This window comes from Actinomycetospora rhizophila (genome assembly GCF_042657905.1).
Classification (GTDB): Bacteria; Actinomycetota; Actinomycetes; order Mycobacteriales; family Pseudonocardiaceae; genus Actinomycetospora; species Actinomycetospora rhizophila.
On record NZ_JBHSKG010000005.1, the window covers coordinates 239,078 to 251,347 of the forward strand.

Genomic DNA, 12,270 nt, shown 5'->3' on the forward strand with positions numbered 1-12,270 from the left:
AAGCGACATTGCCCTGATCAGAAAGGGTGGGTGTCCTGGCTAGCCTATGGGTGAGCCGATGGACGAGCGCGCCCGTCGGTGACGTGCTCGTTCGGGTGGCCCTCGTTGGTTGGTGGTGGTCGTCGAGGTCTCCTTGGCCGAGAGACTATTTCCGCTTGCGCATGGCTGGTCATTTGCACGACGAGTGAGGCGCGAGCCACCGCAACCGCCTGATCTGGATCAAGCGGCTGCGGCGCTACGTCCACCCGGTCCGCGAGATGCGGCGTGGCCGGCGCGAGGACCGGCCCTTTCTCCGGCAGACAGAATCAAGACCTCGGGCTCGAGCAAGCTAGTCGCTGGACCCGCCGCTGCTGGTGTCGCTGCTGGTGTCGCTGCTGGAGCTGCTGTCGCTGGAGCTGCTGTCGCTGGAGCTGCTGTCGCTGGAGCTGCTGTCGCTGGAGCTGCTGTCGCTGGAGCTGCTGGAGCTGCTGGAGCTGCTGGTGCTGCTGTCGCTGGAGCTGCTGTCGCTGGAGCTGCTGGAGCTGCTGGTGCTGCTGTCGCTGGAGCTGCTGGTGCTGCTGTCGCTGGTGCTGCTGTCGCTGGTGCTGCTGTCGCTGGAGTTGCTGGAGCTGGCGCTGGTGTCGCTGGCGCTGGTGTCGCTGGCGCTGGTGTCGCTGGCGCTGGTGTCGCTGGCGCTGGTGTCGCTGGCGCTGGCGCTGGTGTCGCTGGCGCTGGTGTCGCTGGAGCTGGTGTCGCTGGAGCTGGTGTCGCTGGCGCTGCTCTCGCTGGCGCTGGCGCTGGCGCTGGTGTCGCTGGAGCTGCTGTCGCTGGAGTTGCTGTCGCTGGAGCTGCTGCCGCTCTCGCTGGTGCTGCTACTGGTATCGCCGCGGCTCGTGCCTGTAGCGCCCGCATCAACTAGGGCCTGTTGGGTGATACCCGCATCCAACAGTTGCTCTGGGGTGGCTCCTGCTCCCAATAGTTGCTGAGGTGTGGCTCCCGCTCCCAGTAGTTGCTGAGGTGTGGCTCCCGCGGCCAGTAGCTGCTCTGTCGTGGCTCCCGCGGCCAGCAGCTGCTCAGGCGTGGCTCCCGCGGCCAGCAGCTGCTCAGGTGTGGCTCCCGCATCCAATAGTTGCCGTGGGGTGGCTCCCGCTCCCAGTAGTTGCTGAGGGGTGGCTCCCGCGGCTAGCAGCTGTTCAGGTGTGGCTCCCGCATCCAATAGTTGCTGTGGTGTGTCTCCCGCTCCCAGTAGTTGCTGAGGGGTGGCTCCCGCGGCTAGCAGCTGCTCAGGCGTGGTCCCCGCGGCCAACAGTGGCTGAGGTGCAGTTACTATCTCCGACCGCTGCTGAGACGGGGCTTTCGCGTCGCGCAGTCGCGACAGTCCCTGGAAAAAGGTTTTCACCAGCTGCTCAGGGCTGGCTCCCTGGTCGGCCAAGTCTTCCAAGACGAACGAAGAAAACGCGCCATTAGCGCTCAACGAGCTCACTAATGCGTTGACGCGCTGCGGACTCCCTGCCTCTCCGGTGAAGCTGTCGCTCTGAGTTGGGTGGTAGTAGAAGATTGGCCGCGCCCCGGGAGGCACGGGAGACATGTCCAGGAAGATCGACAAGTCGTCGTTGTGCACGCACCCGCTACTGTCCACCCAGCCGCCCCAGCCGACCTCGCCGTCCGGGGCGGGCATGAACTCCGCAGAGAGGAACAGCGCGGCGACTCCTTGCACGCACTTTGGCTGTGTAAAGCAGTCCCCTTCCTCGCCGGGCGGGGGGTCTTCGCCGTTCGGTAGGTTGGGAGCAGTAAGAATGAGTCCTACCACCTCGGCGAGCGAACCATCGCTTCCTTCCGCATTGAAGAACGCGGTGTTGGGTCGGGGGTAGAACGTAGGTCCACCGGTACTGGTTCCTCCGCCGGTTCCTCCGCCGGTTCCTCCGCCGGTTCCTCCGCCGGTTCCTCCGCCGGTTCCTCCGCCGGTTCCTCCGCCGGTTCCTCCGCCGGTTCCTCCGCCGGGGGCGCCGGGTCCTACGGTGAGACCAGGTCCGCCGGTGGCGCCCGCTTCGCCGGTGGCGCCCGCTTCGCCGGTGGCGCCCGCTTCGCCGGTGGCGCCCGCTTCGCCGGCTCCCGCTGCGCCGAGGCCGCCTGATGCACCCAGGGCGCCCGCCACACCGAGGGCACCCGACGTACCGACGACGCCCGGCACTTCGGACGCACCCGGCGTACCGAGAACGCCCGCTGCACCGAGGACGCTGGGTCCGCCGAGAACGCCCACAACGCTGGGACCGCCAAGTGCGTTCGCACTAATGGGCCCGAGTGGTAAGGCGACCCCGGGGGGAGTACCGGGCCCGAGGGGCAGACCAAGCCCAGGGGTGCCACCGGGCCCGAGAGGCAAGCCAACCCCGGGGGGGCTACCGGGCGGCACTGGCCCGCCGCCCGGGGCGAAAGGACCTGGTGCTGCGACGTCAGGCGGATGCGCCGGTCCGCGGGAAGAACACGCTCCGAGCGAGAGACTGAGGACCAGAGCCGCCAGCGCAGCGATTCCCCTGGCTGATTTCGGCGACGACAGCCGGTGCGAGCTCCGCATTTCGGGTATGGCGGTCATGCGTTGGGGCGGATTCAAGTGCATTCGGACCGACCTTGTCCGGCACTTGGGGCAGCCCTCTGCGGGTGTGATGATCCCGGTCGACGTCGTCACAGCGAAGCGCCCGTCGACGTTGCGTCGATAGGTGTTGGTCGTCATGATCCGATCTCCATGGTTCTATCTCGCCATCGGGGCCCCACCGCCCTTACGCGACACGACCAGCCCCATTTTGACCAGCGGACCTCAGGATCACGCTAGGTGGCAAAGGGTCCCCCTTCGGGACCGACAACTCCAGCGTGTCCCCCGTAATGGACTAGTGCCTTTTTCGCTACGCAGCCGACCGACTGCGGGGAGTGAGACTGAGTGCGTTCTGCTACCCGCGCGCACCTCGCTTTCACCCGGACACGAGAACGGGAAATGACCGAGGGGCGAACGGGAGGGCCCACTGCTGTAACCCGACCGAGCGAGGTAGTCGATGGTGGGACGGTGTTCGTCAGTCGACACGTCCCGCGCCGGCGACCCGCTGGGCCAGCTCAACGGAGCGGCCCCGCCGAGCGACCTGACGCGCGGCGGACCCCGCGAGTAGAGCGCGCCGGGTCTGGAGGAGGCCGTGTAGTGTCCGGGTTGCGTGGAGTCGGAGCGCTGGCAGCTCCGAGCCAAGACGATCTTGTTCGTTCTCGCATTCTGCCGGCGACCGCCAGCCCAGGCGCTGTGGCGGCGGCGCCGGTTCTGCCAACTGTCGAGGTACTCGAAGATCGCGGTCAGATCGGCCTTGTCCGCGCTGGTCAGACCCGGCTGCAAACCCCTTGTCGATGCGGTCCTCCCGGCGCCACGTCTAGATCGACTCCGCGCTGATCCCGAGATCCCGCGCGACGTCGACGACCAAGCGGTCGGCCTCGACCAAGTCCAGCACCTTGCGCCGAAACTCGGCGGAAAGCCACGCCTGCCCATCGCAGGGTCACGCGACCAGAACCCCAGCTACCCGACTCCACCGATTCCGGGGCGAACCACTGCACGTCTGACGCGGGATGGTGACGGAGGTAGGTCCTTCGTTCGTGACTTCCGAACCGGATCGGTTGCTCTACCCCGTGCTGGTCCGGGGGGTCGTGCTCCTCGGTTGTGATTCGGTCGCGGGCGTCGTTGTTCGTGACCCGGTCGTGGTTGTGGTGGCTCGCGATCTAGGTATGGCTGTAGTGCTTTGGGGTTTTGTCGTGGTCAGGGTTCGTGATCTTGTTGTGGTCGTCGGCGTTGGTGTGGTCCGGCGGGTCGTCGTGGGCGTAGTAGTGGTGGCCCCGCCGGGGCTGAGTGCGTTCGGTGAGAGTGCACGCTCCTCCGGTCCGGGCGGTGCAACCGGGGAAGTTATCTGATGTGGCAAGAGAAAGCGCTCTCTGAAATCGGAGTAGGTGAGCGCATCCCCAGGGTCCTTGCGGTAATCATCCAGGCACGCCGCGGTGTCGAAGCACTTGAAGATCGCCTGGACAATTTCGTCTTTCTCCTCGTGATTTGCCAAGGTTAGATCGCTATCGACACATGTCGCGAAGTGAGTACGCCCGTTATCGCCTTTTCTCCACCCGCAATCTTCTGGGCCGCCAACAGCGCGCCTGATATCGACACGTCTGAAGTATTCCAGTGCTGCCTCTATGCACTCTGCCTGCGTTCCTTGATGTTCCTCAGGTGGGTTCCCGCACCCCTCGTCAAGAACACTCATGAGGGCCTGCGCGTAACTCCCCGAATTGGACGCCTTCTCGAAGGCCCACGGGTAGTCGTGTTCAAAGGATACGGGCGAATACGGGCCGCCCGGGCCGCCCGGGCCGCCCGGGCCGCCCGGGCCGACCGGACCGACCGGACCGACCGGACCCACCGGACCGACCGGACCGACCGGACCGACCGGACCGACCGGGCCACCCGGGCCACCCGGGCCACCCGGGCCGACCGGGCCACCCGGACCGACCGGGCCGCTCGGACCGACCGGGCCACCCGGACCGACCGGGCCGCTCGGACCGACGGGGCCGACGGGGCCGCCCGGACCGACGGGGCCGCCCGGACCGACGGGGCCGCCGGGACCGACGGGGCCGCCGGGACCGACGGGGCCGCCGGGACCGACCGAGCCGTCGGACGCACTGTCACGACCGGGCCCCGTAGGGTTAGCGGGTGCACTCGACCCAGAGTCAGGGCGTCCGGGCTGGAGTGGCTCGCTCCTGGAGGCCGAGGCCCCTGACGCCGGAACAACGGGCGGCTGGGCTGGTTGTTCGCCGGGAGAACACGCCCCGAGCGAGAGGCCGATAACCAGGGCTGCGGTTCCCGCTAATCCTCGGGCAGACCGTCGCGGGTCGGCGCGCCGCAACCGTCGGGAGGTTGTCATTTTGGTCACGGCATACTCCACGGCCGGAGCGAGCGCCTCGTGCAAAGCCAAGCCTCAGGGTGAGCAGGTCGATAGGGCTCGGAAACCGCCATTAGTGTGACGAAGCGTGATGACGTGGCGCACGAATAGGCGAGTCAGCCCGGCGCTGAGCCATGCCGTTCCCATGAGCCACGAGGGTGGCTCATGAGTAGGAGCCGCGCTGCAATCGGCGTGAGCGAGCGAACCGTCGATGGGCACATCAGGTCTGGTGCGATCTGCGGCCTCGTCCACCTCCCGAAGCGCTTGATCGCGGGGGAGGCGAATTGGTCGCCTCTACCTCGTACGGCGCGAAGCCGGATCGGCTGTTCGACCTCTCGACCGCGTCATGACCACTCGGCCGACCGCGCGGCGATCGTCGTTGCTGTCCTTGCAAGCCTCGGCGAGGCTCCCCCGCTCACCTCGGAACAGCACGACTCACCGGGCCACGCCTACACGTGCTGTCGCACGCGAACCGGTCGTCGCTGACCATCTCGACCTGAGACGGACGCGGCTGATGTAGTCGCGCTCGCCGACGACGGCCTCGCCCTCCCGGCCCCGCGCTTCCATGCCGACCTGCGTGGCCGCGCCCGGCGCGTCTCACGCAAGCGGGTCGAGCGCCTGATGAGCACCGCCGGGCTGCAGGGCGCCTACTTGCGCAGGCGATGGCGGAAGCCCTCGACCAGGCATGCCCCGCGCGCCTCACCGCCCGTGACCTGGTCGCACGCGACTTCACCGCGCCCGTCCCGGACCGGCTCTTGGGTCGCCGATGCAACACGCATCCCCCGGGGCGAGGGCGTGTTCTGGCTGGCCACGGTGGGTGACGTGTTCTCCAACGCATTCTCGGGTGGAAGACCTCCGACCGCTACGATGCCGAGCTCGTTCTCGGGGCGCTCGAGCACGCGGTCTGCTCCCCGCGATGTCCGCGACGGCCAACTCCGACATCATTCCGACCGTGGGCCGAACCACACGTCGTTCCGTTTCTCAGCCCGCTTGGAAGAGCACGGGATCCTCGCGGCGATGGGCCCGATCGGTGATTCCCGCGATAGCGCACTGATGGAGAACTTCTCCAGTCTCAAGGGCCGAGCTGATCACGGCACCAGCTGGCGCACCCGGGAGCAGGCCGAGAACGCTGTTCGCCTACATTGAAAGCTGGCACAAACTACGAACGCATCTGGGCCCGCCTGGACTGGCAGTTCCCTGACGCGTACGAGCACACCGGCACACCAGCCAAGATCACCCCGAGCCCGCCCCAGCCAGGCAAGAACCACTCCGGGCGGCCGAGGGAACGTCATAGATCACTACCTTCCGCGCTCGGAAGTCATCCATGTCGGCGGTCAGGCTGGGACGGGCACATCAGCGCATTCCTTCAACGGAGAGCCAGCTGGCGGCTTGCGGCTTGACAACCGCTCTGTCATACCGAGTTCGGGCATGCGCCGGTACCCCGGGAGGGCACATGGTCGGACGAACCGAGCCGGGTGCGCGGTGGTATATCGCGCTGGCCACATCCCTCGTCGTCGGCGCTGCCGCCGCCGCGATCGTGCTGTACAGCGGCAAGGACTTCGCCGACCGGGGACCCCTCTCGTACCCGTCGCCAGGGGCCGTCGTCGCCGAGGACGCCCGGGTGATCCCGCCTGCTGTGGATCGGTGCTTCCCGGTCCGGCCTCCTGTGCCCTTTCGCTACGTGGCGGTCACCGCAGAGGTCCTTGGTCGACAGGTCGCCGCGTGCTACACCGTCGGTGTCGGCAGCGGGAACGTCCAGCTCGTCAGCGTGATCGATGCGGCAGGCGTCGGGGTCCGGGACCCTGCCGTGTTGAAGGCTGCCGGTGTCTGGCCATCCATAGCCGTCGTCACCACCGCACGAGGTCTGGTGCTCGGTGTACTGACCGTCGCGGTGATCGTGGCACTCGGCTGGGTCTACTACCGAAGTCCGCGGCCGGGGCCGCCCGTCCTACCCGCCGGCGCCCGACGGTCCTGGTGGCACGGACGGGGCGCCGGATGGCTCCTCGTGCTGCTCCCCGTCGCCAGCTGGATCCCCTTCTCCGTCACCAGCAGCATCACGCCCGCACGCAAGATCCGGATCGTTTTCCAGGCCTCCTTCGTCGTCACCGCTGTGTTCGTGGCCGTGCAACTCACGACCGCGGCCCCGCTCGGCGATTCGTGGGGCCTCGCGATCTTCGGGAGCGCCCTCGGTGCGCTCGTCCTCTGCTCGCTGGGCGGCTCGTTCTGGCTGACTCCCGCCGATTTCGACCATCCCGACCGTCGGCCTGCCGCCGCCCCGCGTCGGAGGCCAGCCCGCCTCACGGTGGGCTGGCAGACCACCGCTCGGAGCCGCTCGCGAGCCCACCACACAGTGGATCGCCCCCCCCCGCATCGCACGTCCGCTCACCCCCGACCACTCCCGAGCAGTCCGGTCGAGGACCGCATCAGCCGATGGCGCGCGGCAGCCAAGCCCCGCCTGAACCTCGGCCGGCTGCTTCGCCTCGTCGCGACAGTCCTCGCTGTGTTCCTGGCCGCGACGGCGATGATCGGGCTGGGCGTCGGGCTCGGCGTCCGGCTGGATCCCCTCGTTCGAATCGTGCTCCTCTTGCTCTTCCTGCCGTGGATGTACCTCTGGTTCTTCGTGTTCCCCGGATGCGTCACCGCCGTGCTCGCCGCACCGTTGATCATCGGGTGGCGGGCTCCGGCACGCATCCTGGTCCTCCGCCCCTTCGGGCGTCCCGACCACTCCCGCCCGCTGCGGGGGCTGGTCCGCCGCGAAGTCGCCGGGTACGGGCACACCTACACGCTGGCTGACGTCGCGATCAGCGTGCGTTGGTACATCGCGATCCCCGTCGTGCTCGGTCAGCTCGCGATGCTGTCGTTCCGCCAGCGCCGCCTACGCACACCGGCCGACCTCGACGACTTCGTGCTCACGATGACCCATCGCCGTCGGCGCAATCTGAACTGGGCGGTCGCGCGGAGCAAGGTGTTCCCGGTCCGTTGCACGGACGAGCTCTGGCGCGTTGCGGTCCTGCGGATGATCGCCGCCAGCGACGTCGTCCTGTTCGACGCCACCCACCTCTCCGGGAACCTCATCTGGGAGATCGACGCCCTGCGTCGCCTGCGACGGCTCCAGGATTGCGTGTTCCTCAGCTACCACGGTGACGAGGCGCGGACGGCCGCCGCGCTGGGGTGTCACGGCATCCGGGTGCGGCTGCTCGGCTTCGACGGCGCGGGCCGCCTCGTCGACCCCCAAGGGTTTCGGCATGCGCTCGCCGCAATCCTTGCCCGCACGACCGAGCCGGTGGGTCCGGCGATGCGGGCGCGGACGCCTTGAACCCGGCGGCCGTGGCCGGCGCTGCCCGACATCCACCCCTCCGCGGAAGCGAATGACCGGCAGATCGGTCTGCGCGCGCTCCACCAGGATGTGCCGGTACCCCTCGAGGGCTGACGGTCAGCAGGTCACACCATCCCACTGATGATCTCTTGGGGTATGCGACCGACCGGAGTGAGCGTGCCCGACAGCAGAGGGAGTCACCTTGACAGATCGCTCCGTAGTGCTGTGACCAGCAGAAAGAGTGCGCCGTCAGGGACTCGAACCCCGAACCCAGTGGACGAGAGTCACGGCGGCGCTGGTGATGTCCGGTGCTCGTTTGGGCTGGTCAGTGCAGGTGCCTGCGGGTTTCGATCATGGGCGGTGACCCGCCGAGCGCGACGCTGGTGTGACGTAAGCGGTACCAAGTGCGGGCGCTCTGCCTGATCTTGATCGCGTAGCGGTCACGCACCGCCGGCCAGCTCCGTCCTGCGCTCACGGACGAGGGCCCCGCGGACTCGGAGTCGGCGAGGCCCTCAGAGGACGGAGGATCAAGGCTAGACTTGCCCCAGCTCCAGCGTCGCCCGGTAGGCCTTGCCCACGTTGCTGCCAAAGCTGGTGTCGTTCACCCGTGCCGCCATCGCGCTGCCGCTCGTGTAGGTGAGCCCTACAGCCGCGGTGCCGTCGTTACGGAAACGGACTGTGCCCTGGACGCTGGCGGACGTGGTGCCGGTGGAGCCGACCGACGACGAGTAGGTCCCCTGGAAGGTCCCCTGCGGTGTCCACGTGCCGACGAGGCGGGGGTAACCGTCCGGCTGGATCATCGCGAAGCTTCCGTCGCTGCTGAAGAGGAAGCCTGAGCGGGAGAGCCGGGACTCGTTCTCGATAGCCCACTGGTGACCCGTCACCATCGTGAAGCCGTTGACGGCGGTCGGGGCGTAGGCGTGAACGTCGCTTTGGGCGGACGCCGTGCCGGAGAGCGCGAGGCCGACCCCGGCGGCGGCGAGGCCAAGAACGACGGCGGCCCGACGGGCGAGCGATCGGACGGTGGTAAACATCGGGGCCTCCTGGTGGTCGTCGGTAACTGACCACGAGCCTGCTCGGCCGCCGTGAGCCGCCCCATCACCTGCGCGGAGGGAAGGTCCGAGCCCGGAGGTGAGGGTTCTCTCACCTCGCGGTGAGTTCCATCAGCGAGCAGCTATCGGGCGACGCCGACCACCAGTGCCTCGTCCCGTCCCGGCACCGTGAGCCAGAGGTGGTCAAAGGCGAACCGCGCGTGACCGATCTCGGCGGTCGGCGCCGGGAAGGGCTCACCGACGGGCGCGCCTGTAGCCGCGTCGACGCGCTCGATGCGTGCGTCCTCGTCGTAGAGCACCCAGACGATCCCGTCGTGGACCTCGAAGTACGACAAGCCCTCGAGCGGCAATGGTGGCCGGGGGGTGAGGGAGCGAGCGTCCACGGGCACGATGCCGCCGTCTGCGGCCACATAGACGTCGCCGCGGTCGACCTCGAGACCGCCGGTCTGTCGGCCGACCGACGCGGTTCCCGTGCGGTTGGCGGTAGCCGCGTCGATGCGGCTGAGTGAGCCGTCCCCGGCGTCGAGCACGAAGACCGCGCCGTCGTCGAACTCCATCACGCCGGGTGCGGCGCCGACACGTATCGGTGGACCGGCGACGTTGAGGGTGTGGGCATCGAGGCGCGTCACGACGCCGCCGTCGCGGTGGCTGAGCCACACGGCTCCGTTCCCGACCGCCATGCCGCTGATCGGACCGCTGCCGGCGGCGAGCGGTGGGCTGATCGCGCCGGACGCGAGGTCCACGCGGGTGATCCGGTCGCCGAGGTTGCGCACCCAGACCGCACCCTCGCCGACCACGATCTGACCGGGCTGCCCTCCGACCACGACCGTGCTGGTGGCCCGCGAGACCGGGTCGATCCTCGTGAGCGTTCCGTCCCCGCTGTTGGACACCCAGATGAAGCCGCCACCGGCTTCCACGTCGGCCGGCGCGGCCCCGACCTGCACGGGCACGCCGGAGATGGCCCACGCGACGTTCGGGTCGGACTCCGCCGATGCCCCGGTGCTGCGGACGATCAGGATGGCCGTAATCGCGAATCCCACCACGGCGATCGACGTGAAGAGGGCCACCAGAGTCACCGCGGCTCGTCGAGTCGGCCGGCGTGTGCGATCGATCAGCGTGGTCACTCGAGCGTCCCGAGGACGACCACGCCGCCCACACCGTTGACGGGGTCAGGAGCCGCGGGGTCAGGATCGGCGGTCGTCAGCATTGCGGTGAGCACCGCTGCCGCCACCGCCACCGCGGCGGCGACCCCGCTCGCGACGACCAGGCGGCGCAGCCCGGGGCCGGCTCGAGGGCGATAGGTGTCGCCGTAGGCGGCCGCGAGTGAAGCGACGATCGCCGACGCGGAGGACGGGCGCTCCTCCGGGGCGACCGCGAGGGCATCCGCGAACACCCGATCGAGTGTGCCGGGCAGATCGCCGCCGACCTGGGGCGTCTTCCCGGCCTGACGGTCGAGGACCGACGCCGTCGTGAACGCCGGCGTACCCGTGAGCGCCTCGAACGCGGTGCAGGCGAACTGCGCGTCCTGGCCACGGCGGGCGTCGCCGTCGTCGCGGCCGCTGCAGTGGCCGCAGCGCTGGGAGACGGCCGCGGCGGGAGAGGATGGGGTCAGGTCTCCGGCTCGGCGAGCCATCGCTGTTCTTGGTCACAGAGCCGGCGATAGACACGATTGCGGACGCGCAGCACCGCGGTCGCCAGGATCGCCGAGATCAGCGACCCGGCCAGGACGCCGACCTTGACGTGTTCGTCGCGTTCGGTCCCGGCTCCGAACGCGAGCTCGCCGACCAGCAGCGACACCGTGAAACCGATGCCGGCGAGCAGGGCGAGCCCGAGCACGTCCCACCAGGACAGGCCCTCGTCGAGCTCGGCACGGGTGAACCGCTGCACCAGCCACGTGGCGGACAGCACGCCGACGACCTTGCCGACGACCAGGCCCACGACGATGCCGAGAGTCACCGAGTCGGCCAGTGTGGCGCCGAGACCGCCTGCACCGGCCACGGACACCCCGGCGGCGAAGAACGCGAACACCGGGACCGCGAAACCGGTGGAGATCGGGCGGAAGCGGTGTTCGAAGTGCTCGGCCAACCCCGGGCCTGCCTCGGGGCCACCGGCTGCTCGCGAGCGCACGACCGGCACCGCGAAGCCGAGCAGCACCCCCGCGACGGTGGCGTGCACCCCGGACTCGTGCACCAGTACCCAGGTCGCGGCGGCGAGGGGCAACAGCAGCCACCACGACCGGACGCGGCGCTGCACCGCGACGGTAAACAGGCACAGCGGAATCAGCGCCAGCACCAGCGGCAGCGTGGAGAGCGAGTCGGTGTAGAAGAGGGCGATGATGGTGATCGCGATGAGGTCGTCCACCACGGCCAGGGTCAGCAGGAAGGTCCGCAGCCCCGCTGGCAGGTGGGTACCGATAATGGCCAGTACCGCCAGTGCGAAGGCGATGTCGGTGGCGGTGGGGATGGCCCATCCCTGGAGGGCCTCGCCGTCGCCCGTGTTCAGCACGGTGAAGAGCAGGGCCGGCACGATCACGCCGCCGAACGCGGCCGCGACTGGTAGCACGGCGCGCGCCGGGGATCGCAGGTCCCCGGCGACGAACTCGCGCTTGAGCTCTAGGCCCGCGACGAAGAAGAAGATCGCCAGTAGGCCGTCGGCGGCCCAGGTGGCCAGTTCGAGGTCGAGGTGCAGGGCCGCCGGGCCCACCGTGATCTGCGTGAGGGAGATGTAGGCGTCCGACCAGGGTGAGTTCGCCCAGACCAGGGCGAGAAGAGCCCCGAGGACGAGCAGCCCGCCGCCGACGGTCTCCTTCCGGAGGATCTCCCCGATTCTGCCGACCTCGACGCGTGACCCCCGGGCCAGCATTCGGCGAGGATTGAGGGATCGGTTCACGGTGTGGGTCTCCCGAGCGGGTCGAGGGCAGGCGGACACCTCGCCGACCAGACTTCCCGGCACACCGTTCCCCACAGTACGGGTG

General features: G+C 69.0%; 7 protein-coding genes. 1 reads left to right on the plus strand and 6 read right to left on the minus strand.

Going from position 1 to position 12,270, the window contains the following annotated elements:
* Positions 1 to 328 precede the first annotated feature (328 nt).
* Together ACFPK1_RS33065 and ACFPK1_RS12560 are read right to left on the minus strand one after the other, a co-directional pair.
* Positions 329 to 2,707, minus strand: coding sequence for a hypothetical protein (locus ACFPK1_RS33065; protein ID WP_465252222.1), 2,379 nt, complete (start codon positions 2,705 to 2,707; stop codon positions 329 to 331).
* A 2,868-nt stretch (positions 2,708 to 5,575) separates the two neighbouring features.
* Positions 5,576 to 5,827 carry a hypothetical protein gene (locus tag ACFPK1_RS12560; RefSeq protein WP_378021256.1) on the minus strand — a complete coding sequence of 84 codons (252 nt, stop codon included), beginning with the start codon at positions 5,825 to 5,827 and terminating at the stop codon, positions 5,576 to 5,578.
* Between the two features lie 554 nt (positions 5,828 to 6,381).
* Here ACFPK1_RS12560 and ACFPK1_RS12565 point away from each other — a divergent pair.
* Complete coding sequence (locus tag ACFPK1_RS12565) at positions 6,382 to 8,244, plus strand: type 1 periplasmic-binding domain-containing protein (RefSeq protein ID WP_378021257.1); 1,863 nt, start codon at positions 6,382 to 6,384, stop codon at positions 8,242 to 8,244.
* A gap of 533 nt (positions 8,245 to 8,777) precedes the next feature.
* On the opposite strand, the gene ACFPK1_RS12570 is transcribed toward ACFPK1_RS12565, so the two are convergent.
* The 4 genes from ACFPK1_RS12570 to nhaA form a co-directional block, all read right to left on the minus strand.
* The gene (locus tag ACFPK1_RS12570) at positions 8,778 to 9,278 is read right to left on the minus strand and encodes a hypothetical protein (protein ID WP_378021258.1); all 501 of its coding nucleotides are present in this window, start codon (positions 9,276 to 9,278) and stop codon (positions 8,778 to 8,780) included.
* Positions 9,279 to 9,418: 140 nt separating this feature from the next.
* Positions 9,419 to 10,420 carry a Vgb family protein gene (locus tag ACFPK1_RS12575; protein ID WP_378021259.1) on the minus strand — a complete coding sequence of 334 codons (1,002 nt, stop codon included), beginning with the start codon at positions 10,418 to 10,420 and terminating at the stop codon, positions 9,419 to 9,421.
* On the minus strand, positions 10,417 to 10,929 hold the full coding sequence (locus ACFPK1_RS12580; RefSeq protein ID WP_378021260.1) for a serine/threonine-protein kinase: 513 nt from the start codon (positions 10,927 to 10,929) through the stop codon (positions 10,417 to 10,419). Before ACFPK1_RS12580 ends, ACFPK1_RS12575 begins: the two co-directional genes overlap by 4 nt.
* Positions 10,905 to 12,158, minus strand: a complete 1,254-nt coding sequence (nhaA, locus tag ACFPK1_RS12585) for a Na+/H+ antiporter NhaA (protein WP_378021348.1) — start codon at positions 12,156 to 12,158, stop codon at positions 10,905 to 10,907. The genes ACFPK1_RS12580 and nhaA overlap by 25 nt, the downstream gene beginning before the upstream one ends.
* Between the last annotated feature and the right edge of the window lie 112 nt (positions 12,159 to 12,270).

Bases quoted from the DNA above. Each gene is read 5' to 3' on its own strand.
- ACFPK1_RS33065 (WP_465252222.1), bottom strand. From the start codon at position 2,707: ATGACGACCAACACCTATCGACGCAACGTCGACGGGCGCTTCGCTGTG.
- ACFPK1_RS12565 (WP_378021257.1), top strand. From the start codon at position 6,382: ATGGTCGGACGAACCGAGCCGGGTGCGCGGTGGTATATCGCGCTGGCC.
- ACFPK1_RS12570 (WP_378021258.1), bottom strand. From the start codon at position 9,278: ATGTTTACCACCGTCCGATCGCTCGCCCGTCGGGCCGCCGTCGTTCTT.
- ACFPK1_RS12580 (WP_378021260.1), bottom strand. From the start codon at position 10,929: ATGGCTCGCCGAGCCGGAGACCTGACCCCATCCTCTCCCGCCGCGGCC.
- nhaA (WP_378021348.1), bottom strand. From the start codon at position 12,158: ATGCTGGCCCGGGGGTCACGCGTCGAGGTCGGCAGAATCGGGGAGATC.